Origin of the sequence: Bradyrhizobium sp. I71, from assembly GCF_022354745.1 — a bacterium.
In the GTDB taxonomy this organism is placed as follows: Bacteria; Pseudomonadota; Alphaproteobacteria; order Rhizobiales; family Xanthobacteraceae; genus Bradyrhizobium; species Bradyrhizobium liaoningense.
This window is the reverse complement of sequence record NZ_CP059398.1, coordinates 3,083,543-3,107,205: the sequence shown is the minus strand read 5'-3', so window position 1 is coordinate 3,107,205 and position 23,663 is coordinate 3,083,543. Positions and strand designations below refer to the sequence as shown.

Sequence of the window (23,663 nt, the reverse complement as noted above, 5' to 3'; positions counted from 1 at the left end):
CTCCTTGCTGCCCGTGCGCGATGCCCGGCGTGGCGTTGGCGCCAGCCGGAGTCTGTGCAGCAACGTTTTTTGAGCCAGAGTTAGCCTGTGCGGGATGAAAATCGTCTTGCGTGGAGTTGCTAGGCCAGAGGCTGCAGTGGAGCGGCTCCCATGGTCAGCCACTCCGCGCAAGTGAATGGCAAATGTTCCAGCCATGGTGGACGAGCGAATCCGCCAGCAGGGCGAGACAAATGAAGAGCCCGTTCTATACCGCCGAGCACGACGCCTTTCGCGACGTCATGCGCCGTTTCGTCGAGAAGGAGATCACCCCGTTCGCCCATGAGTGGGACGAGGCCGGTGAATTCCCGCGCGTGCTCTATCGCAAGGCGGCCGAGATCGGCCTCCTGGGGCTCGGTTTCCCCGAGGAATATGGCGGGATCACCGCCGACCAGTTCATGAAGATCGTCGCCAGCCAGGAACTGGCGCGCGCCGGCGCCGGCGGTGTCAGTGCCAGCCTGATGAGCCACACCATCGGCTCGCCGCCGATCGCGCGCGCGGCTCGGCCCGGGGTGAAGGCGCGCGTGCTGCCGCAAGTGCTCTCGGGCGAGAAGATCTCTGCGCTCGCGATCACGGAACCTGGCGGCGGCTCCGATGTCGCGAACCTCAGCACCCGGGCCCGGCGCGACGGCGATCACTACGTCGTGAGCGGCGAGAAGACCTTCATCACCTCAGGCATGCGTGCGGACTATCTGACTGTTGCAGTGCGCACCGGTGGCGAGGGCGCCGGCGGCGTCAGCCTGCTCCTGATCGAAGGCGACACGCCCGGCCTGTCGCGGACGAAGCTGAAGAAGATGGGCTGGTGGGCCTCCGACACCGCGACGCTGCATTTCGACCAATGCCGCGTGCCGGCAGAGAACCTGATCGGCGAGGAGGGCCAGGGGTTCAAGATCATCATGCAGAATTTCAACAGCGAGCGCATGGGCATGGCGGCAAGCTGCACCGCCTTCGCCCGGGTCTGCCTCGATGAGGCGGTTGCCTACGCGAAAGAACGCAAGACCTTCGGCAAGCCGCTCGCCCAGCACCAGGTGATCCGCCACAAGATCGTCGACATGGCGCAGAAGGTCGCGGCATCCCAGGCGATGCTGGAAATGCTGGCCTGGCGGCTCGAGCAGGGCGAAAGCCCGGTCGCGGAAATCTGCATGATGAAGAACCAGGCGACGCAGACCATGGCCTTCTGCGCCTCGGAAGCCGTACAGATCTTCGGTGGCGCCGGCTTCATGCGCGGCATCAAGGCCGAGCGCATCTACCGCGAGGTCAAGGTCAATGCCATCGGCGGCGGCACCGAGGAGATCATGAAGGATCTGGCATCCAGGCAGATGGGGTTGTGAAAACCGTCGTCCCGAGGGCGCGCGCAGCGCGAACCCGGGACCTAGAGCCGAGTCCCAATCATATCGAGATTCCGGGTTCGACGCTTCGCGCCGCCCCGGAATGACAGGAGCAAGATGCTATTCACCACCGACCACGACGACATTCGCCGCTCGCTGCAAAAGTTCATCGCGAACGAGATCAATCCCCATGTCGATGAATGGGAGAAGGCCGACATCTTCCCGGCGCACGAGCTGTTCAAGAAGATGGGCAATCTCGGCTTCCTCGGCCTGAACAAGCCGGTCGAGTTCGGCGGCTCTGGTCTCGATTACTCCTACGCGCTGATGATGGCGGAGGAGTTAGGGGCCATCACCTGCGGCGGCGTGCCGATGGCGATCGGGGTGCAGACCGACATGGCGACGCCCGCGCTGGCACGATTCGGCTCGGACGAGGTCCGTCGCGAATTTCTGGCCCCCTCGATTGCCGGAGATTACGTCGCCTGCATCGGCGTCTCCGAGCCCGGCGCGGGCTCCGATGTCGCCTCGATCAAGACCCAGGCGAGCTCCGACGGCGACGATTACGTCATCAACGGGGGCAAGATGTGGATCACCAACGGCACGCAGGCCGACTGGATCTGCCTGCTCGCCAACACCGGCGACGGGCCCGTTCATCGCAACAAGTCGCTGATCTGCGTGCCCATGAAGAGCAAGGGCGTCACCATCGCCCGTAAGCTCGACAAGATGGGCATGCGCTCCTCCGACACCGCGCAGATCTTCTTCGACAATGTCCGCGTGCCCAAGCGCAACCGCATCGGCGAGGAGGGCAAGGGCTTCACCTACCAGATGATCCAGTTCCAGGAGGAGCGGCTGTGGGGCGCGGCCGCCTGCCTCAAGTCGCACGAATACATCATCAACGAGACCATCGAATATACTCGCAATCGCAAGGCCTTTGGCCAGAGCATCCTCGACAACCAGGTCGTGCACTTCAAGCTCGCGGAGATGCAGACCGAGGTCGAGCTGCTGCGCGCGCTGATCTATCGTGCCGCCGAGCAGCTGGTGGCGGGCGAAGACGTGACGAGGCTTGCGACCATGGCCAAGCTGAAGGCCGGCCGCCTCGGCCGCGAGCTCACCGACGCCTGCTTGCAATATTGGGGCGGAATGGGCTTTACCAACGAGACGCCGGTCAGCCGCGCCTATCGCGACAGCCGCCTGACCTCGATCGGCGGCGGCGCCGACGAGGTCATGCTGATGGTCCTGTGCAAGATGATGGGCACATTGCCCGGCAGCAAAGGGAGTGCCTGATGATCACGCTCTATCACTGCGACGCCGCGCGCTCGTTTCGCCCGCTCTGGATGCTGGAGGAGATGGGGCTGCCCTATGAGCTGAAGATGCTGCCGTTCCCACCGCGCGTCTTCGCCAAGGAATATCTTGCGCTCAATCCGCTGGGCACGATTCCCTTCATGGTGGACGGCGAAACGAAGATGACCGAGTCCTCCGGCATCTGCCACTATCTCGGCGTCAAATACGGCCCGACGCCGCTGATGGTCGGACCGGAGGATCCCGCCTATGGCGCCTTCCTGAACTGGATGTATTTCAGCGACGCCACGTTAACCTTCCCACAGACGCTGGTGCTCCGATACACCCAACTCGAGCCGGAGGAGCGCCGCAACCCGCAAGTCGCCACCGACTACGTAAAATGGTTCCTGGGGAGACTGCGCGCCGTTGAGGCAGCCACCGCGAATGCCGAAACATTGTGCGCGGGCCGCTTCACCGCCGCTGACATCGTCATCGGATACGCGCTCCGCCTGGCGAGCAACATCGGGCTCGCCAAGGATTTTGGGCCAAATGTCGCAGCCTATTGGGCTCGCCTGCAGCAGCGCGACGGTTTCAAGCGCGCAGTTGCTGCGGAACAGAAGGCTGGCGCCGACCAGAATGTTGCAGCGAGGGTGAGGGCGTAAGGGAGGCTGTCATTCCGGGGCGATGCGAAGCATCGAGCCCGGAATCTCGAGGTTCCGGGCTCGGTCCTGCGGACCGCCTCGGAACGACGATGCATGTTTCATGACAGCGCTATCCTGTCGTGACAGCGCCCAAATTTCCGCTAAGGTGACCTCCGTCCGCAGCGGCCAGAGAGCCGCGCGAGGAGGACCCCAATGGAAGATAAAGGTCGCGAATCCGACCATCTGATGCTGATTACGCCGGAGCGGGTATTCTATGCCGGGCTGCTCGGCCGGCCCCGCAGGCGCACCCCCGGTTGCTGCCATGTCTATGTGGCGGTGAAGGGCAGCCTGCACCTGACGATCGACGACGTCCAGACATCGGACGAGTTGATCGTGACCCTGCCGAACCAGCGGCACACCATCGCCAGCGACTACCGCACCGTGATCAGCGTGACGCTGGAGCCGGAAAGCATGCCGGATGGCGTGATCGAGGCTTTGGCCGAGCGGCTCCGGGGGCCGGACAAGGCCGCCTATGCGCGCAAGATCCTGGCCGCCTATACGCTGCTGCGCCAGCGGCGCTACGGCGACATCACCACCGCCGAGTTCGACGAGATGTGCTTTGGCGAGGCGCTGCCACGTCGCGTGCTCGACCCGCGCGTGATGCGCGCGGTCGCCCGCATCGGGCGTTTCTCCGGCGAGCCGGTGACGGCGGATACGTGTGCGGCAGAAGCAGGCCTCTCGGCATCGCGCTTCCTGCATCTGTTCAAGGAGGAGACCGGCATCTCCTTCCGCTCCTTCCGTGCCTGGAAGCGCGCGCGGCATCTGCTGCACTTCGCCAACCAGGACCTCAACCTCGCTCATCTCGCGCAGGACATCGGCTATCCCGACTCGACGCATTTCAGTCACTCGATCCGCCGCTTCTACGGATTGAAACCGCGTGCGATCTTCGTCGGCTCGCGCGACCTTGCGATCTACCGCAGCACCGAGACGGTGCGGCTGGCGGAGGCTTCGTAGATTCGTAGGGTGGGCAAAGGCGCACTTGCGCCGTGCCCACCGCCTCTCGGCAACTGGCAAAGAGCGTGGGCACGCTTCGCTTTGCCCACCCTACGAAAGCCTGCCCTTTCTCAGCTTCTCCGCGCAAGAAGCCGCATGTCGCGCGTCACATGATCGCAAGCGTTGAATTCTCAACGTGCGAGACATTAGTGGCATGAGCGACAAGGCCGTCATCACCTGCGCGCTGAACGGCGTGCTCACCGACCCGAAGCAGCACAACGTGCCCGTGACGCCCGAGCAGATGGCGCGCGAGGCCAAGGCTGCGTTCGATGCCGGCGCGTCCATCATGCACATCCATCTGCGCCAGCAGGCGCCGAACAAGGGGCACCTGCCGTCCTGGGAGGTCGCTGTCAGCAGGGAGATCCAGCAGGCGATCCGCGAGGCATGCCCGGGCGTGATCATCAACCACACTTCGGGGGTCTCCGGCCCAAACTACAGCGGCGCGCTCGATTGCATCCGCGAGACCAGGCCGGAGATCGCCGCCTGCAATGCCGGCTCGCTGAACTACCTGAAAGTGAAGGCCGACAACACCTGGGCCTGGCCGCCAATGATGTTCGACAATGCGGTCGAGAAGGTGAAGGACTATCTCGACGTCATGAACGCGGTCGGCACCATCCCCGAGTTCGAGTGCTTCGACGTCGGCATCGTCCGCTGTGTCGGAATGTATCGCCAGGTCGGCATGTATAACGGCCCGCTCGAGTATAATTTCGTGATGGGTGTCGCCTCCGGCATGCCTGCTGATCCCGAGTTGCTGCCGATCCTGATCAAGCTGAAGCGCCCCGAGGCGCATTTCCAGGTCACCGCGATCGGCCGCGAGGAGATCTGGCCGCTGCACCAGCGCTGCGCCGAGCTCGGCGGCCATCTCCGTACCGGCCTCGAGGACACTTTCTATCTCGCCGACGGCACGAAGGTGACCTCGAACGGCCAGCTGATCGAAGCGGTCGCCGCCTGCGCGCGACGTGCCGGCCGCGAGATCGCGAGCCCCGCCGAGGCGCGGAAGATCTTTGGGACGAACAGGTAAGGTATCGCCTCACCCGTCATTGCGAGCGAAGCGAAGCAATCCAGAATCTCTCCTCGGATGCAGTCTGGATTGCTTCGTCGCTTCGCTCCTCGCAATGAGGAGCAGGATCAAGTCCATGTCCATTCTCGAAAGCACCGTTTCCCCCGGCAGCGCCGCCTACCATGCCAACCGTGACGGCATGCTCGCCTTGATCGACCGCATGCGCGCGCTGGAAGAGCGCACGCGGGCGGCGTCGGCCGCGGCCAAGGATCGCTTCCACAAGCGCGGACAATTGCTGCCGCGCGAACGCGTCGCCCTGGTGCTCGATCCCGGTGCGCCCTTCGTCGAGCTGTCGACGCTCGCGGGCTACATGTTCGACGTGCCCGATCCGAACAAGAGCGTGCCCGGCGGCGGCGTCATCGCCGGCATCGGCTTCGTCTCGGGCATCCGCTGCATGGTCAGCGCCAACGACGCCGGCATCGATGCCGGCGCGCTGCAGCCTTACGGTCTCGACAAGACGCTGCGGGTGCAGGAACTCGCACTGGAGAACAAGCTGCCCTACGTGCAGCTCGTCGAAAGCGCCGGCGCAAACCTGCTGCGCTACCGCGTCGAGGATTTCGTCCGCGGCGGCAACATCTTTCGCAATCTGGCGCGCCTTTCCGCGGCCGGCCTGCCGGTCGTCACCGTCACGCATGGCTCGTCCACCGCGGGCGGCGCCTATCAGACCGGTCTTTCCGACTACATCGTCATGGTCCGTGGCCGCACCCGTGCCTTCCTTGCAGGGCCGCCGCTGCTGAAGGCCGCGACCGGCGAGGTTGCGACCGAGGAAGAGCTCGGCGGCGCCGAGATGCACACACAGGTTTCCGGTCTCGGCGACTATCTCGCCGAGGACGACCGCGATGCCCTGCGCATCGCGCGCGAGATCATGGCGGCGTTGAAGTGGGAGCGGCCGGACAGGGCGACGCCAGAATTCAAACCGCCGCGCTACGACCAGGACGAGCTGCTCGGCATCATGCCGATGGACCACAAGCGTCCGGTCGACATGAAGCAGGTGATCGCGCGCATCATCGACGATTCCGATTTCACCGAGATGGCGCCGAATTACGGGCCCGCCACGGTCTGCGGCCACGCCAGGATCGAAGGGCAGGCCATCGGCATCATCACCAACAATGGCCCGCTCGATCCCGCCGGCGCCAACAAGGCGACGCATTTCATCCAGGCCTGCTGCCAGACCCGTACACCGCTGCTCTATCTGAACAACACCACCGGCTATATGGTCGGCAAGGCCTATGAAGAAGCCGGCATGATCAAGCACGGCTCCAAGATGATCCAGGCGGTCACCTCGGCGACGGTGCCGCAGATCACCATCTATTGCGGCGCTTCGTTCGGGGCCGGCAATTACGGCATGTGCGGGCGCGGCTTCCATCCGCGCTTCTGCTTCTCCTGGCCGAATGCCAAGACCGCCGTGATGGGCGGCGAGCAGGCGGCCGAGACCATGGCGATCGTGACTGAAGCCGCCGCAGCGCGCCGCGGCAAGCCGATCGAGAGGGACAAGCTGGATGCCATGAAGGCGCAGATCGTCGGTGTGTTCGACGGCCAGATGGACGTGTTCTCCACCAGCGCACGCGTGCTCGACGACGGCGTGATCGATCCGCGCGACACGCGCGCGGTGCTGTCGGAAGTGCTCGCGATCTGCCGCGAGGGTGATGCGCGCACACCCCAGCGGATGCAGTTTTCGGTGGCCCGGCCATGAGGAACGGATCAGTGCAGCACCGGCCGTTCTTCAAGGTCCTGATCGCCAATCGCGGCGAGATCGCGTTGCGCGTCATGCGTAGCGCGCGCCGGCTCGGTCTCGGCGTCGTCGCCGTCTACTCGGATGCCGACCGCGATGCGCTCCACGTGAAGCACGCCGATCAGGCCGTGCGCATCGGCGAAGCGCTTCCGGCGCAATCCTATCTCAGCATTCCCGCGATCATCGCAGCCGCAAAGGCGAGCGGCGCGGACGCGGTCCATCCCGGTTACGGCTTCCTGGCCGAGAACGAGGAGTTCGCGCGCGCCTGCAAGGAGGCGGGTCTCGTCTTCATCGGGCCGTCGCCGCAGGCGATCGCGGCGATGGGCAACAAGGCCGGCGCCAAGGAGATCATGAAGAAGGCCGGCGTGCCCATCGTGCCCGGCTATCAAGGAGTCGAGCAGGGTGACGAGGTCATGCTGACGGAAGCCAGAAAGATCGACTTTCCCGTGATGATCAAGGCGGTCGCCGGCGGCGGTGGACGCGGCATGCGGCTCGTGGCCGATACGGCCTCGTTTCCCGATGCGCTGCGCAGTGCGCGTTCCGAGGCGAAGGCCGCGTTTGGCGACCCCACCGTCATCCTGGAACGTGCGATTCAGAACCCGCGCCATATCGAGATCCAGGTGTTTGGCGACAGCCACGGCAACGCCATCCATCTCGGCGAGCGCGACTGCTCGGTGCAGCGGCGGCACCAGAAGCTGATCGAGGAGGCGCCGTCACCCGCAGTCACGCCCGAGTTGCGCGCGAGGATGGGAGAGGTCGCGGTCGCCGCGGTCAAGGCGCTGCGCTACGAAGGGGCGGGGACGCTGGAGTTCCTGCTCGACGAACGTGGCGAGTTCTACTTCATGGAGATGAACACGCGTCTCCAGGTGGAGCATCCCGTGACCGAGGCGGTCACCGGGCTCGATCTCGTCGAGTTGCAGCTGCGCGTGGCGCGTGGCGAGCCGCTGCCGGTGAAGCAGCAGGACATCCGATTCGAAGGCCATGCCATCGAGGTGCGGCTCTGCTCGGAGGATGCCGCGCAGGATTTCATGCCGCAATCCGGCCGCATGGCGCGCTGGCAGGTGCCCGACGGCATCCGGGTCGAGCACGCGCTGCAGTCGGGCGCGGAAATCCCGCCGTTCTACGATTCCATGATCGCCAAGATCATCAGCCATGGTGCGAGTCGCGAGGAGGCGAGGGGACGGCTGATCGTCGGCCTGGAGCAGCTCACGGCGTTTGGCGTGACCACGAACCAGGCGTTCCTGATCTCCTGCCTGCGTCACTCCGGCTTCGCCAAGGGCGAGGCGACGACAGCCTTCATCGGTGCGCATCGCGACGAGCTTCTGGCGTCACGCAGGGGCGCTGCATTCGATACTGTGTTGGTGGGCTTGCTGCTCTACGTCACAAATCCGCGCGCGCCTGCCTGGCAGGGTGGTCGGAGTCTGTCCGCAACGTTCCCGCTTCCAGCGAAACTCGAGATCGCCGGCCACGTCCACGAGCTCGATGTCACGCGCGAGCGCGATGGCAGCTACACCGTCGCCACCGACGGCCGTCAGGACAGGTTCGAGATCGAGCAGCTCGATGCCGATGCGATCCGTTTTCGCCATGACGGCGTGATGGACAGCGCCAAATTCCTGCGCGATGCCGACCGGCTCTACCTCCAGCATCGCGGCATCCCGCTTGCGGCGATCGATCTCACGCTGGCGGCGCCGAAGGCTGCAGCAAGCAATGGCGGTGACGGCAAGGTTCGCGCCGCCATGAATGGCCGCGTTGTCGCCGTCCTGGTCAAGCCGGGCGATCGCGTCACCGCGGGCCAGCCGGTGCTGACGCTGGAAGCGATGAAGATGGAGCACGTCCACAAGGCCGGCCTCGACGGCGTCGTCGCGGCGATCAACGTTGCCGAAGGCGAGCAGGTGACCACGGGCAGGATCGTGGCGGAGATCGGGGCGGGCTAGGGCCGCGAATGCAGTATCTGATGGGCAGCGGCGCATAGCGCCGTGCCATCGTCTGCTGATCGAGAAATACGAAGAGATTCAATGCGATAGGTCGCGAATCGTGCCCGTGCGCAATTCGGATTGAACGGCGTTCATTTTCGTGCGACAAATATGAACATTGTTCAATTCGTATGGAGCCTCGCATGTCGCGCGCAACTGATCCCGCCCAAGAGACGGATGCCGCGCTCCCTTCAGTGTCCAGGCGGCTGCCGTTCGCCGCACCAACGGTCCGCGAAAAATGCCTGGTCGGTACGCTGTTCGTCCTTGCGCTGGTGGTGCTGCTCGCACCTGCGCTGCCTGCCGCCGCCTGGCACATCCCGCATTTCGTTGACACCCGCCCCTGGCTGGGTGTGCCCAATGCCGGCGACGTGCTGAGCAATCTCGCCTTCCTCGCGATGGGCGTCTGGGGCACAGAGCGGCTGCGCGCCCGCAATGATGCGCCCGTGGGTGCAGGCTGGTTCTTCATCGGACTGATCCTCACCTGCTTGGGCTCAGGCTTCTATCATCTGGACCCCGACATGCCGCAGCGGCTCGTGGCCGATCGCGTCGGCATGGCGGTGGCGTTCGCGGGCTTTCTTGGCATCGCGGCCAGCGAGCGCATCAGCGTGCGCGCAGGCGAAGCGGTGCTGGTGCTGATGATGGTTGCGGGCCTGCTCGCGGCCTGGGTGGCACACGAGAATCTCACTCCATGGGCGGTCGTGCAGTTCGGCGGCATGGCTCTCGCCGTGGGACTGGCGTTCGCACGGCCGCTGCCGGGTGCGCTCGGCGTGCCGCTCGGCGGCGTGATCTTCTTCTATGTGCTGGCGAAATTCTTCGAACTCGGTGACGCGACGGTGTTCGAAGCGACGGGGCACATCGTCTCGGGCCACACGCTCAAGCATCTGGCCGCGGCGTTGGCGGCCTGGCCGGTGATCCGGGCGTTGCGGCCTACTGGCCGCGCCCCGTCCCCTCATTGAGCAAGCACGCCACCTGGTGCCCGTCGCCGGCGTCCACCAACGCCGGCCGCTCCGTCTTGCAGCGTTCCATCGCGAACCGGCAGCGCGTGTGAAACGCACAGCCCGAAGGCGGGTTGACCGGGCTCGGCACGTCGCCGTCGACCAGCGGAGTCAGCTTCTTCGCGAGCGGGTTGGCGACGGGCACCGAAGCGAGCAGGGCCTGCGTGTAGGGATGTCGGGGGTTGCGGAACAGCTCGTCCTTGTCCGCGATCTCGACGATGCGGCCGAGATACATCACGGCGACGCGGTGGCTGATATGGGCGACCACGGCGAGGTCGTGGGCGATGAAGAGGTAGGAGAAGCCGTGCTGGCGCTGCAGGTCGATCAGGAGGTTGATCACCTGCGCCTGGATCGAGACGTCGAGCGCGGACACCGGCTCGTCGCAGACGATCAGGCGCGGCCCCAGCGCCAGGGCCCGCGCAATGCAGATGCGCTGGCGCTGGCCGCCGGAGAACTGATGCGGGAAGTTGCGCATCTGGTCGGGCCGCAGGCCCACTTGTTCGAACAGCTGTGCGACGCGCGCCGCCAGCGCCTTGCCGCTTGCAAGGCCATGCACGGCGATGGGTTCGCCGACGATGTCGCCCGCAGTCATGCGCGGATTGAGTGAGGCAAACGGGTCCTGGAACACGATCTGCATCGAACGCCGGTGCGGGCGCAGTGCCGTCTTCGACAGATGGGTGATGTCCTCGCCGTCGAGCCGGATCTGGCCCGAGGTCGGCTCGACAAGCCGCAGCACGCTCCGCGCCACCGTGGACTTGCCGCAGCCGGATTCGCCGACGAGGCCCAGCGTCTCGCCGGTCCCGAGCGCGAACGAGACGCCGTCGACCGCATGCACGGTGCCGACTTGCCGGCGCAACACGCCGGCGCGCACCGGGTAGTGCTTCTTGAGGTCGGTGACTTCGAGCAGCGCTTCGGTCATGCCACCTCCGCGACGTCTTCCGCGCGCCAGCAGGCAGCGAGATGGCCGCCGCCCCAGTCCGCCAGCGGCGGATACTCGGCCTCGCAGCGCTTGATGGCGAGCTTGCAGCGCGGCGCGAAGGCGCAGCCCTTCGGCAGCCCCACCAGCGAGGGCACCGTGCCGGGGATCTCGTTCAGCCGCGCCTGCGCCGGGACACCGGATGCCGGGACGGCCGGGATCGAGGCCATCAACCCGCGCGTATAGGGATGCATTGGCGCGGCGAACAGCGCCTCGACGCTGGCCTCCTCGACCTTTCGCCCCGCATACATCACGATCACGCGCTGCGCCGTCTGCGCGACGACGCCGAGATCGTGCGTGATCAGCACGAGGCCGGTGCCGAGCTCCTTCTGAAGGTCGAGGATCAGCGCCAGGATCTGCGCCTGGATGGTGACGTCGAGCGCGGTGGTCGGCTCGTCCGCGATCAGCAGCGCCGGCCGACAGGCCAGCGCCATCGCGATCATCGCGCGCTGACGCATGCCGCCGGACAGCTGATGCGGATATTCCCGCGCACGTCGCGCCGGCTCGGGAATGCGCACCAGGCGCAGCATCTCGATCGCGATGGCATGGGCCTCTTTCGCCGTGATGCTCCGGTGCAACCGCACCGCCTCGACGATCTGGTCGCCGATCCGCATCACCGGATTGAGCGAGGTCATCGGCTCCTGGAAGATCATGGAGATGCGGTTGCCCCTGACCGCGCGCATCTGCGCTTCATCCAGCGACAGCAGCTCGGTGCCTTCGAGCGTGACGGAGCCGCCGACGATGCGACCGGGCGGATCGGGCACGAGCCGCATCAAGGACAGCGCGGTGACGCTCTTGCCGCAGCCGGATTCGCCGACGATGGCCAGCGTCTCGCCGCGTCTGACATTGAACGAGAGATCGTCGACGGCCTTGAACAGGCCGGAATTGGTGAAGAACACCGTCTTCAGGTTCCTCACGTCGAGCACGAGATCGGATTTGTCCGCCATCAGCCGCGCTGCCTCGGATCCAGGATGTCGCGCAGGGCGTCGCCGAACAGGTTGGCGCCGAATACAGCGAGGCTGATGGCGATGCCCGGGAAGATCACCAGCCACGGCGCGGTGCGGACATATTCGGCGGCGGATTCCGACAGCATGCGCCCCCATGACGGATAAGGCTCGGGAATGCCGAGGCCGAGGAAGGACAACGAGGCTTCGGTGAGGATGGTCGAGCCGAGCTGCGCGGTCGCCAGCACGATCAGCGGCGCCAGCGTATTCGGCAGCACGTGGCGCAGCGCGATCCGCATCTCGCTCATGCCGATCGACTTGGCGGCTTCCACGAAGGGCTGCTCGCGCAGCGCCAGCGTATTGGCGCGGATGACGCGCGCGACCGTCGGGATCAGCGGGATGGCGATGGCGATGATCACATTGGGCAGCGATGGGCCGAGCGCCGCCGTCATCACCAGGGCCAGCACCAGAAGTGGCAGCGCCTGGAGAACGTCGGAGACGCGCTGGAAGACGAGATCGACCCAGCCCGAGAGATAGCCGCAGGTGAGGCCGACGATGACGCCGATCGTGCCGCCGAGCGCGGTCGAACCGAGCCCGACCGCGAGCGAGATCCGCGCGCCGTGGATGATGCGGCTGAACACGTCGCGGCCGAAGGAATCGGTGCCCATCCAGTGCGCCAGGCTCGGGCGGGCCAGCGCGCGGGCGGAATCGACCGTCAGCGGATCGTAGCGCGCGATGAAGTCGGCGAAGATCGCGGTCAGCACGAACATCGTTATGATGACGAGGCCGGCCGCGCCCAGCACATGCCGCTGCGCCATGAACAGCACGCGCCGCCAGCCGCCGGTGGCATATGCACCGGCGCGCCGTAGTTCGAGATCATAGTCGATTGCGGCCATGTAAGCTCTATCTTCCCCCTCTCCCCGCTTGCGGCAGGGCTATCGCACATGAGACGTGGCTATGGGTACCGACTGTTTCCACAGCGTCATGGCCGGGCTTGTCCCGGCCATCCACGCCTTTCCACGCAGCACAAAGAACGTGGATGCCCGGGACAAGCCCGGGCATGACGACCTCTGCAATATTCAAATGCGATTGCCCTGCCGCTTGCGGGGAGAGGGTTGGGGTGAGGGGGACTCTCCGCAGGGGAGGTGAGAGTTGGGCTCGCGGAGAGTCCCCCTCACCCGGATTGCTGCGCAATCCGACCTCTCCCCGCAGGCGGGGAGAGGTGAAGGAGAGCGCACACGCTGTGTGAGAGTAAATCATGCGGCTAATCCGTGTATCTGATGCGCGGGTCGAACACCGCGTAGAGCATGTCGACGGTGAAATTCGCGAACACCACCACGACCGCGATGAACATCACGAGATTCTGCACGATCGGATAGTCGCGCCAGCGGATCGCCTCGACCAGGAAGCGCGCGACGCCCGGAATGTTGAACACCGTCTCGGTGACGATCAGGCCGCCGATCAGGAACGCCGCCTCGATGCCGATCACGGTGATGACGGGCAAGATCGCGTTCTTCAGCGCGTGGTGATAGTTCACCGCCGCTTCGGAGGCGCCCTTGGCGCGGGCGGTGCGGATATAGTCCTGCCGCAGCACTTCCAGCATCGAGGATCGCGTGATGCGCATGGTCAGCGCCGCGCTGCGGAAGCCGACGGCGGCCGCCGGCACGGCGTAGGTCGCGAACGCCTCGAGCCAGGTCTGCGGATTCGGATTGAAGATCGGCATCTGGCCGAACATCGCCACCGATGCGGTGAGGATCAAAAGTCCGAGCCAGAACGAAGGCAGCGACAATCCGCTGAGGCTGACGACGCGGAGCGCGTAGTCGAGCTTTGTCCCCTGCTTCACCGCGCTGATGACGCCGAGCGGAATGCCGATCGATGCCGAGAACAAAAGCGCGAGGCCGGCGAGCCGCGCCGTGATCGGGATCCGCGGCAGGATCTCCTGCAGCGCCGGCTTCTCCGAGACATAGGAGTAGCCGAGATCGCCGCGCAGGAATCCGCTAATCCAGTGCCAATATTGCACGATCAGCGGCCGGTCGATGCCGAGCTCCTTCTCCAGATTGGCCTTGTCGGCCGGGTCGACGTAGCCGGCGGCGGCGAACAGGATGTCGACGATGTTGCCGGGAACGATGCGCAGCAGGAAGAAGATGACGATCGAGATCCCGAACAGGGTCACGAGCATCAGGAACAGGCGCCGCACCAGATAGGCAAACATCCACCGCCTCCCGTCGTGCCCGTCAGCCGTCCGCGGCCTGCGCTACTTGTCCAGCCACACGTCCTCGTACCGATAGCCGTTATAGGAGCTGTTCGTCATGATGGTGATGCCCTTCACGTAGGGCTGCCAGCAGCTGCCCATGCGGCTGTGGAAGATGATGGGCCGTGCGACGTCCTCCTGCAACTTCTTGTCGATGTCCCAGACCAGCTTCCTGCGCTTCTCGACATTGGTCTCCTGCGACTGCACGTCGAACAGCTTTTCGATCTCCTTGTTGCAGTAATTGGTGTAGTTGCGCTCCGAGCCGCAGGAATAGTTCTCGTAGAACGACTGGTCGGGATCATCCACGGCGTTGCCGGTCAGATTGAGTCCGATCATGTAGTCCTTGCGCGCGACCTTCGGGAACCAGTTCGCGGTCTCGACGACGTCGAGCTCGCCGTCGATGTAGATGTTCTTGAGCTGGTCGATCAGGATCACCGCGGGATCGCGATAGATCGGGATGTTGCGCGTGGAGACCTTCACGGCGAGATGCTTGTCCGGCCCGTAGCCGGCCTTCTGCATCAGCTTCTTCGCCTCCTCGCGGTTGGCCTTCACGTCGGAGCCATAGCCCGGAATGGTCTCCAGCATCTCCTTGGGCATGCCCCACAGGCCGTTCGGCGGCGGCAGCATGGTGCCGCCGATGTCGCCCTGGCCCTCGAACATGATCGAGATGAAAGCCTTGCGGTCGAGTGCCATCGCCATGGCGCGGCGGATGTCGACATTGTCGAACGGGGGCGAAGACGAGTTGACGATGATGTTGGTCGAGACATTGGTCGGCGCGATCTCGCAGATCGCGTTCGGCGCCTGCGACTTGACGTCCTTCACCAGCGGGATCGTCACCTCGGTCGGAAAGGCCATGTCGAACTTGCCGGCCACGAAGGCGAGGATCGCGGTCGAGCGGTTCGGGATGATGGTGAACTCGATGCCGTCGAGATGGGGCCGGCCCTTGCGCCAATAGTCGGGATTGCGGGTCAGCTTGATGGACTCATTGGCCTTGAACTCGACGAACTTGAACGGGCCGGTGCCGATCGGATGGGTGCGCATCTCCGCCGGCGAGACGTGGCAGGGATAGACCGGCGTGTAGCCCGAGGCGAGCAGTGCCAGCAGCGAGGGCTGCGGCCGTTTCAGATTGAAGGAGACCTCGGAGTCGCCGTTGGTCGAGATGTCGACGACCTGATCGTACCAGGACTTGCGCGGGTTCTGCCGGAATTTCTGCTGCGCCTTGCCCATCAGCATGTCGAAGGTGCACTTGACGTCGGCCGAGGTGAACGGCTTGCCGTCGTGCCATTTCACGCCTTGGCGCAGCTTGAAAGTCAGCGTCTTGTTGTCGTTCACCCAGGCCCAGCTCTCGGCAAGGTCGGGGACGATGCTGTCCATGCTGTTCTGAGCCACGTCCTGCTTGTAGATGACGAGGTTGTTGAACACCGGCATGAAGGGAACGTTGAGGGAGTAGGTCGCACCTTCGTGGATCGAAGCATTGCCGGGACTGTCGCGGTGATACATCCGTAGGACACCGCCCTGCTTGGACTCGCCGGCGAGCGTGGCGGTCGAGGTCGTCAGCACAGATAGCGCCGCCATTGCGGCGAGCGCCCACACGCTCCGCATGCTCATCCTCCCTGGACAACGGCCTTTTGCGGCCTGTTTGTCAGACGATAGCGAGGCGCGTGCAGCGAGGCAACCCGCAAGGCCGCAGGACGCCTCGACAATTCGGATGACGGATGGCCGCGGGACTTTCTCTCTCCCGATGCGAGAGTGCAGGTGCGAAGAGGCGGCTCCTGGCGCATTGTGCAGCTGTTGTTTGCGGCGCGTGTCCTCACACGATCCGGGACGCCTTGTTCCCCCAATACCGGTCCCGCAGCAGCCGCTTGTACAACTTCCCTGTCGGCAGCCGCGGCAACTCCTTCTCGAAATCGACCGAGCGCGGCACCTTCTGCCGCGACAGCGATTTTGCGCAGAACGCGATCAGCTCTTCGGCCAGAGCCGGCCCCGGCACCACACCCGGCACAGGTTGCACCACGGCCTTCACCTCTTCGCCGAGATCGGCATTGGGCACGCCGAAAACGGCCGCGTCGGCAACCTTCGGATGGGTGATCAGCAGGTTCTCGCATTCCTGCGGATAGATATTCACCCCGCCGGAGATGATCATGAAGGTCGCGCGGTCGGTCAGGTACAGGAATCGGTCGGCGTCGACATAGCCGACGTCGCCGACCGTGCTCATGCTGCCGTCGGCCGAGCGCGCCTCTTTGGTCTTCTCCGGATCGTTGAAATATTCGAACGGCGTTGCCGTCTTGAACCAGACCTGGCCCGGTGTGCCGGTCGGGCATTCCCGCATGTTCTCATCCAGGATGTGCAGATCGCCGAGCAGCACCTTGCCGACCGTGCCGCGATGGGCGAGCCATTCCTCGCTGTTGCAGGCGGTGAAGCCGAGGCCCTCGGTCGCGCCGTAATATTCGTGGATGATCGGTCCCCACCATTTGATCATGTCGTCCTTGACCAGGGCCGGGCAGGGTGCGGCGGCGTGGATCGCGATCTCCAGCGAGGAAAGGTCGTAGCGGCCACGCACCTCCTCCGGCAACTTCAGCATGCGCGAGAACATCGTCGGCACCAGCTGCGTGTGGGTGATGCCCCATTGCTCGACGAGCTGGAGGTAACGCTCGGGATCGAAACTCTCCATGATGATCACGGTGCCGCCCATGCGGATCGTGAGGTTCACGGCAGCCTGCGGGGCGGAGTGATAGAGCGGTGCGGGCGACAGATAGACCATGCCTTCCCGGTAGCGCCAAAGCTTCGTCAGAAAATCGAACAGCGGCAGATTGTGCCGCGGCGGCTCTTCCGGCAGGGGCCGCAAGATGCCCTTCGGCCGTCCCGTCGTGCCGGACGAATAGAGCATGGCGGTACCTAGCCACTCGTCGGCGATCGGCGTCCTGGGCAGCTCGGCAGTCACCTCCGCAAGCCCGACGATACGTTCGCTCTCACCGGGGCCGTCGGCGACGATGCAGAGCTTGACGTCGGGGCAGGCCTTGATCGCCTCGCGCGCGATGTCGAGCTTGGCCATGGACGTGATCAGGATCTTCGACTGGCTGTTGACGAGGAGATAGGCGAGCTCGCCCGGCGTCAGGAAGGAGTTGATGCAGGTGTAGTAGAGCCCGGCGCGTTCACCCGCGCCGCAGGCTTCCAGGTAACGCGAATTGTTCTCCATGAAGATCGAGTAGTGATCGAGCCGCCTCAAGCCGTGCCTGCGGAGCAGATGCGCCAGCCGATTGCTGCGTGCCTCGAGCTCGCGATAGGTGACGGTCTCGCCCGTCGCCGCCATGATGAAGGCGGGCTGGAGCGGGCGCAGGCGGGCATGCGTACCAGTATACATCGATCCTCCGGCTTTCGATCAGGCGGCAAGAAGCAGGATTTCGCGCACGTCGGCGGGGCCATCGATCCTGCGTGGGTTACGTGGAATCCAGTTCGTACGCATCGCCTGCTCGGCGATGGCATCGAAATGCTGCGGCGACACCCGCACGTCAGCGAGGCTGCGCGGCAGGCCGAGCGAGCGGATGAAGGCATCGAGCACATCGGCGGCATCGTGGCCGGGATAGCCCATGGCGGCCGCGACGATCATCTGGCGCTCGGCATTGTCGCGCGCATTCCATCGCATCACCGCCGGCAGCATGATGCACGAGGTGTAGCCATGCGGCACGTCGAAGGCCGCGCCCAGGACGTAACCGATGCCGTGGCTCGCGCCCATCGGCACGCCGGCTGCGAGCGCGCCCATCGACAGCCAGGTGCCGATCTGCGCGTCCATCCGCGCGTCGAGATCGGCAGGATTGGCCTTCACCCGCGGCAGCGCATCGGCGAGCATGGCGAGTCCCTTCACCGATTGCGCGTCGGCATAGGGATGCGTCTCGCGAGAGCAGATCGCTTCGACGCAATGATCGACGGCGCGGATGCCGGTGGACAGGAACAGCCATTCCGGCGTGTGCACGGTGATGGCGGGGTCGAGGATGGTCGCACGCGGCACGATGAGCGGATGCCGCAGCATCTGCTTCACATGCGTACTGCGTTCGGTGACACCCGCGATCGCGCTGAACTCGCCGCCGGCGATCGTGGTCGGTACGCTGATCTGCCGCACTGTTGGCGCGGTCATCTCGGGCGCGACGCCCTTGTGCACGCGGATGCGCTCGATGCCTTCGATATCATCGATGCCGTTGGCGAGGCAGAGCTGGACCGCCTTGGCGCCGTCGGTGATCGAGCCGCCGCCCACGGTGACGATGAGGTCGGCGTCCGCCTCGCGCGCCGCCTGGGTCGCCGCGATCACCGCCTCACGCGGCGTATGCGCCGGCATGGCGTCGAACAGGCCGGCACAGCGCTCCCCGAGCGCCTGCGTGATCTTCTCGATTTCGTCGGTCTGCCGGTTCAGCGTGCCCGAAACCATCAGGAACGCGCGGCGCGTTCCCAGCCGGTCCATCTGCGCGACGATGGCGCCGGCTGCAGGATGGCCGAACACAACCTCCTCGATCGCGCCGAAAACGACACGTCCCTGGTGCACGCCTGTCCTCCCCGGACAATTCGTCTTGTTTTTGTGGGGGTAATCTAGCCGAGCGGCCGGCATCCGTCATGTGCGAAGACGCTGGCCGTTTCTTACCCTCCCCCTCCAGGGCAGGGCTATCGCATATGAGACGTGGCTATGGGTACCGACTGTTTCCACAGCGTCATGGCCGGGCTTGTCCCGGCCATCCACGCCTTTCCACGCAGCACAAAGAACGTGGATGCCCGGGACAAGCCCGGGCATGACGACCTCTGCAATATTCAAATGCGATTGCCCTGCCCTCCAGGGGAGGGTGGCACCTTCGATGTGGCATCCATCAACCGACCGCACGATGCCGCGACCCTCTCCCTGTCAACCCGTCATCCGGTTAGGACATCTCGCCGAGCATTGCGCGTTTCGTCGTCTTGAAGATTTCATCAACTCCACCCATCTTGTGTCGCCCGCGGGTAGGCGCGTACCCTGCTTTTTGCGCGGCTTTGATGCGAGGACCTGGGATGACTGCACCGGACGGAAGCGAGCGACTTGTCAAAAGGCACGATTTCGTTCAGCCACGCCACTATGGCATTGTCGGCCTTCTCGCCGCCTCATTCACGCTCACCGGTTGCGGACAGCCGACCTCGCAAGCGGGCGCTCCGCCGCCGGCGCAGGTGACGGTCGCCCAACCGGTCAAGCGCACCGTCACCGATTGGGACGAGTTCACCGGCCGCTTCGAGGCGGTGGAGGAGGTGCAGGTGCGGCCGCGCGTCGGCGGCTTCGTCAACTCGGTCGAGTTCACGGACGGCGCCATCGTGCGTCAGGGCGATCTGCTCTACGTGATCGACCCGCGCCCGTTCGAGGCGGTGGCCGCTCAGGCGGAGGGCCAGCTCTCGGATGCACGGGCCAAAGTGGAGCTCGCCAAGCGCGAGCTCGATCGCGGCCTCAGCCTGGTGCAGACCAGTGCCGTCTCCGAACAGGTGGTGGATCAGCGCCGCCAGGCCTTGCAGGCCGCGCATGCGGCCGAGATGCAGGCGGAAGGAGCGCTGAAGGCCGCAAAGCTCAACATCGAATTCACGCATGTGACGGCGCCGCTCACCGGCCGCGTCAGCCGCCATCTCGTCAGCCCCGGCAATCTCGTGCAGGGCAGCGACAACGGAACGTCGACGCTTCTGACCTCCATCGTGACACTCGATCCGATCTACATCTATTTCGACATGGATGAGGCAACGTTCATCAAATACAGCAAGCTGTGGTTCGAAGGCCGTCGCCCGAGCTCGCGCGACACGGCAAACCCGGTGCAGGTGTCTCTCGCCGGCGAGACCAAGCCGTCTCACGAAGGCACCATCAACTTCCTCGACAATCGCCTCGACGTCTCCACGGGAACGTTGCGCAGCCGCGCGGTGGTCAAGAACACAGATTTGTCGATCCTGCCCGGCCAGTTCGGTCGCGTCCGCCTCATCGCCAGCGCGCCCTATGAGGCGCTGCTGATTCCGGACGTCGCGATCGCGACCGACCAGTCCCGCAAGATCATTTTCGTGGTGAAACCTGATGACACGGTCGAGGCGCGCCCTGTCGTGCTCGGGCCGCTCGACGAGGGCCTGCGCGTGATCCGCGAAGGGCTGAAGCCGGACGATCGCGTCATCGTCAGCGGCATCCAGCGCGCCCGCGTCGGTGCCAAGGTCGCCCCGCAGACCGCGCAAACCCCGGCCGGTGGCAAGTCATGAATCTCGGCCGCCTCTCCATCAACCAGCCCATCCTGGCGATGGTGCTGTCGATTGTGCTGCTGATCGTCGGCGCGCTCGCCTACACCACGCTGCCGGTGTCCGAATATCCGCAAGTGGTGCCGCCCACCGTGGTCGTCACCACGCAATATCCCGGCGCCTCGGCGCAGACCGTGTCCGATACGGTCGCGGCTCCCATAGAGCAGCAGATCAACGGCGTCGAGGACATGCTGTATCTCTACAGCCAGGCGACCTCAAACGGACAGTTGACGATCACCGTCACCTTCAAGCTCGGCACCGATCTCGACAAGGCCCAGGTGCTGGTGCAGAACCGCGTTGCGATTGCACAGCCGCAACTGCCGGACGAGGTGCAGCGCAACGGCGTCGTCACCCGCAAGAACTCGCCCGACATCCTGATGGTCGTGTTCATGCTGTCGCCGGACGACACCTTCGACCAGCTCTACATATCCAACTACGCGCTGCTTCAGGTCCGCGACCAGCTGCTGCGCATCGACGGCGTCGGCGACATCCAGATTTTCGGTGCGCGCGACTATTCGATGCGGCTGTGGCTCGACCCTGATCGAATCGCCAATCTCGGCCTGACCTCGGCCGAGGTATTGGCCGCGATCCGCGCGCAGAACGTCCAGATCGCCGGCGGCCAGATCGCCGAGCCGCCGATCGCGGACCGCGCCTTCCAGCCGAACCTCACCTTCACCGGACGTTTGAAGGACCAGAAGCAGTTCGAGGACATCCTGATCAAGGCCGGTTCCGACGGCCGCACGGTGCGCCTGCGCGACGTCGCCCGCATCGAGCTCGGCGCACTCGCTTACTCCACCAACAGTTTCCTGCTGCGCAAATCGGCCGTCGCCATGCTGGTGACCCAGCGGCCCGGATCGAACGCGCTCGCGACGGCCAAGAGCATCTCCGACACCATGACGAAGCTCAAGGAGAGCTTTCCGAAAGGTCTCGACTACAACATCGGCTATAATCCGACCGAGTTCATCGCCCAGTCCGTCCACGAGCTGATCAAGACAATCTACGAAGCCATGCTGCTTGTGGTCGTCGTGGTGCTGGTATTCCTGCAAGGATGGCGGCCCGCGATCATTCCGATCATCGCGATCCCGGTCTCGCTGGTCGGCACCTTCGCGGTGATGGCGGCGCTTGGATTCTCGATCAACAATCTGACCCTGTTCGGACTCGTCCTCGCCGTCGGCATCGTGGTCGATGATGCCATCGTCGTGGTCGAGAACGTCGAGCGCCATCTCGAGCACGGCCTCAGTCGTCGCGATGCGGCGCTGAAGACGATGGAAGAGGTCGGCGGCGCGCTGGTCTCGATCGCCCTGGTGCTGTGTGCGGTGTTTGTCCCGACCGCGTTCCTCGGCGGCATTTCCGGGCAGTTCTTTCAGCAGTTCGCCGTCACCATTGCCGTTGCGACCGCGATCTCCTGCTTCTGCTCGCTGACGCTGTCTCCCGCGCTGGCCTCGCAGATCCTCACGCCGCACGAAGAGAAGCGTCCGCCGGCCGCCTGGAATGTCATCGCGCGCGGCTGGAACGCATTCACTGGCGTGTTCAACCGCGTATTCGACCGTCTGGCGCACGGCTATGCGGGCCTCGCCAACTTCGTGATCCGCCACTCCGTCGTGATGCTTCTGATCTACGTCGTGCTGATCGGCAGCGCCGGCTGGCTGATCGTGACCACCCCGCAGGGCTTCATCCCCGCGCAGGATCGCGGCTATGTCATCATATCGGTGCAATTGCCGGGCGCCGCTTCGCTGGCGCGCACCACCGAGGTGGTCCGCGAGATCGAGCGCATCTCGCTGGATACGCCGGGCATCATCCGCGTTGCCGCTTTCGCCGGCTTCTCCGGCGCTACGCGCACGCAGGCCGGCAACGCGGCCGCGCTGTTTCCGGTGTTCGACGAGCCTGAGGCGCGGATGAAGAAGGGATTGTCTGCGAACGCCATCACGGTCGAGCTGCGCAAGCGCCTGGCCGCGATCCAGGGCGCCTTCATCATCGTGATTCCGCCGCCGGCCGTGCCCGGCATCGGCACCGGCGGCGGCTTCACCATCCGTATCCAGGACCGCCAGGGTCGCGGGCCTGAGCTGCTCGCCGCGGCCACCGACGAGCTCGTCGCTGCGGCGCGCAAATCGCCCTTGCTGCTCGCTCCGACGGTGTTCTCGCCGTTCAGTGCCAACACGCCGCAGCTCTTCGTCGACATCGACCGCACCAAGGCGCAGAAGCTGGGCGTGCCCATCTCCAACATCAACGATACGATCCAGACCTATTTCGGATCGACCTATGTCAACGACTTCAACCTGTTCGGCCGCACCTACCACGTCACCGCGCAGGCGGACTTCCCGTTCCGGAAAGAGCCCAGCGATCTCGCGCGATTGCGGACGCGCAACGCCAATGGCGACATGGTGATGCTCGGCAGTGTGGTCGAGTTCAAGGACGTGTCCGGCCCCGACCGCGTGGCGCGCTACAATCTCTATGCGGCGTCGGAACTTCAGGGCGAACCGGCACCGGGCACCAGCTCGACCACCGCGCTCAACACCATCAAGCAGCTCGCGGACGACACGCTGCCGAGCGGCTTCACTTTCGAGTGGACGGACCTGTCCTACCAGCAGATCACTGGCGGCAACGCCGGCCTCTACGTGTTCCCGATCTGCGTGCTGTTCGTCTATCTCGTGCTCGCAGCGCAATATGGCAGCTGGACCTTGCCCTTCGCGGTGATCCTGATCGTGCCGATGTGCCTGCTCGCCGCCACCATCGGTGTGCGCATCATGGGCCAGGATGTCAACATCCTAACGCAGATCGGCTTCGTCGTGCTGGTGGGACTGGCGGCGAAGAACGCGATCCTGATCGTCGAGTTCGCGCGCGACATCGAGAACGAGGGCAAGCCGCGGCTGGAGGCCGTGATCGAGGCCTGCCGCCTGCGCCTGAGGCCGATCCTGATGACGTCGTTCGCCTTCATCCTCGGCGTGCTGCCGCTGGTGATCTCCAGCGGCTCCGGCTCGGAGATGCGGCAGGCCGTCGGCGTTGCCGTCTTCTTCGGCATGATCGGCGTCACCCTGTTCGGGCTTCTGTTCACGCCGATCTTCTACGTGGTGGTGCGGAACCTCGCGGAGGGGCGGCGGGACAAGAAGCCGGAGGTGGCCGCATAAGGTG

17 protein-coding genes are annotated in these 23,663 nt (G+C 65.0%); 10 read left to right on the top strand and 7 right to left on the bottom strand.

The genetic code is table 11. From position 1 onward, the window contains the following. Positions 1-230 precede the first annotated feature (230 nt). From FJV43_RS15180 to FJV43_RS15145, 8 genes are all read left to right on the top strand, one after another. Positions 231-1,367 (top strand): acyl-CoA dehydrogenase family protein, encoded by a 1,137-nt coding sequence (locus FJV43_RS15180; RefSeq protein WP_239628137.1) that lies wholly within the window; start codon positions 231-233, stop codon positions 1,365-1,367. A 114-nt stretch (positions 1,368-1,481) separates the two neighbouring features. Continuing rightward, on the top strand, positions 1,482-2,645 hold the full coding sequence (locus FJV43_RS15175) for an acyl-CoA dehydrogenase family protein (protein ID WP_239628135.1): 1,164 nt from the start codon (positions 1,482-1,484) through the stop codon (positions 2,643-2,645). Beyond that, on the top strand, positions 2,645-3,301 hold the full coding sequence (locus FJV43_RS15170; protein WP_239628133.1) for a glutathione S-transferase family protein: 657 nt from the start codon (positions 2,645-2,647) through the stop codon (positions 3,299-3,301). Before FJV43_RS15175 ends, FJV43_RS15170 begins: the two co-directional genes overlap by 1 nt. A 192-nt stretch (positions 3,302-3,493) precedes the next feature. After that, positions 3,494-4,294, top strand: a complete 801-nt coding sequence (locus FJV43_RS15165; RefSeq protein ID WP_239628131.1) for an AraC family transcriptional regulator — start codon at positions 3,494-3,496, stop codon at positions 4,292-4,294. Between the two features lie 193 nt (positions 4,295-4,487). After that, positions 4,488-5,354 carry a 3-keto-5-aminohexanoate cleavage protein gene (locus FJV43_RS15160; RefSeq protein WP_239628129.1) on the top strand — a complete coding sequence of 289 codons (867 nt, stop codon included), beginning with the start codon at positions 4,488-4,490 and terminating at the stop codon, positions 5,352-5,354. 115 nt (positions 5,355-5,469) lie between these two features. Then, the gene (locus FJV43_RS15155; RefSeq protein ID WP_239628127.1) at positions 5,470-7,086 is read left to right on the top strand and encodes an acyl-CoA carboxylase subunit beta; all 1,617 of its coding nucleotides are present in this window, start codon (positions 5,470-5,472) and stop codon (positions 7,084-7,086) included. Next, positions 7,083-9,059 carry an acetyl-CoA carboxylase biotin carboxylase subunit gene (locus FJV43_RS15150; protein ID WP_239628125.1) on the top strand — a complete coding sequence of 659 codons (1,977 nt, stop codon included), beginning with the start codon at positions 7,083-7,085 and terminating at the stop codon, positions 9,057-9,059. Before FJV43_RS15155 ends, FJV43_RS15150 begins: the two co-directional genes overlap by 4 nt. A gap of 182 nt (positions 9,060-9,241) precedes the next feature. Beyond that, the gene (locus tag FJV43_RS15145) at positions 9,242-10,054 is read left to right on the top strand and encodes a hypothetical protein (protein ID WP_239628124.1); all 813 of its coding nucleotides are present in this window, start codon (positions 9,242-9,244) and stop codon (positions 10,052-10,054) included. Here FJV43_RS15145 and FJV43_RS15140 read toward each other — a convergent pair. The 7 genes from FJV43_RS15140 to FJV43_RS15110 form a co-directional block, all read right to left on the bottom strand. After that, positions 10,026-11,012 carry a dipeptide ABC transporter ATP-binding protein gene (locus tag FJV43_RS15140; RefSeq protein WP_239628122.1) on the bottom strand — a complete coding sequence of 329 codons (987 nt, stop codon included), beginning with the start codon at positions 11,010-11,012 and terminating at the stop codon, positions 10,026-10,028. The two genes, FJV43_RS15145 and FJV43_RS15140, sit on opposite strands and share 29 nt — an antisense overlap. Beyond that, complete coding sequence (locus FJV43_RS15135; RefSeq protein ID WP_239628120.1) at positions 11,009-12,016, bottom strand: ABC transporter ATP-binding protein; 1,008 nt, start codon at positions 12,014-12,016, stop codon at positions 11,009-11,011. Before FJV43_RS15135 ends, FJV43_RS15140 begins: the two co-directional genes overlap by 4 nt. Next, positions 12,016-12,909 (bottom strand): ABC transporter permease, encoded by an 894-nt coding sequence (locus FJV43_RS15130; protein ID WP_239628119.1) that lies wholly within the window; start codon positions 12,907-12,909, stop codon positions 12,016-12,018. The genes FJV43_RS15135 and FJV43_RS15130 overlap by 1 nt, the downstream gene beginning before the upstream one ends. Positions 12,910-13,277: 368 nt before the next feature. Then, positions 13,278-14,225 (bottom strand): ABC transporter permease, encoded by a 948-nt coding sequence (locus FJV43_RS15125; protein WP_194390406.1) that lies wholly within the window; start codon positions 14,223-14,225, stop codon positions 13,278-13,280. A gap of 42 nt (positions 14,226-14,267) precedes the next feature. Beyond that, complete coding sequence (locus FJV43_RS15120) at positions 14,268-15,866, bottom strand: ABC transporter substrate-binding protein (RefSeq protein ID WP_239628117.1); 1,599 nt, start codon at positions 15,864-15,866, stop codon at positions 14,268-14,270. Positions 15,867-16,074: 208 nt separating this feature from the next. Continuing rightward, on the bottom strand, positions 16,075-17,625 hold the full coding sequence (locus FJV43_RS15115; protein ID WP_239628115.1) for an AMP-binding protein: 1,551 nt from the start codon (positions 17,623-17,625) through the stop codon (positions 16,075-16,077). An 18-nt stretch (positions 17,626-17,643) separates the two neighbouring features. Continuing rightward, positions 17,644-18,798: an iron-containing alcohol dehydrogenase gene (locus tag FJV43_RS15110; protein ID WP_239628113.1), complete on the bottom strand. Its 1,155-nt coding sequence runs from the start codon at positions 18,796-18,798 to the stop codon at positions 17,644-17,646. Between the two features lie 494 nt (positions 18,799-19,292). On the opposite strand from FJV43_RS15110, the gene FJV43_RS15105 reads away from it, so the two are divergent. Together FJV43_RS15105 and FJV43_RS15100 are read left to right on the top strand one after the other, a co-directional pair. Then, positions 19,293-20,498 carry an efflux RND transporter periplasmic adaptor subunit gene (locus FJV43_RS15105; RefSeq protein ID WP_239628111.1) on the top strand — a complete coding sequence of 402 codons (1,206 nt, stop codon included), beginning with the start codon at positions 19,293-19,295 and terminating at the stop codon, positions 20,496-20,498. Next, positions 20,495-23,659, top strand: a complete 3,165-nt coding sequence (locus FJV43_RS15100) for a multidrug efflux RND transporter permease subunit (RefSeq protein ID WP_239628110.1) — start codon at positions 20,495-20,497, stop codon at positions 23,657-23,659. The genes FJV43_RS15105 and FJV43_RS15100 overlap by 4 nt, the downstream gene beginning before the upstream one ends. Positions 23,660-23,663: the final 4 nt, after the last annotated feature.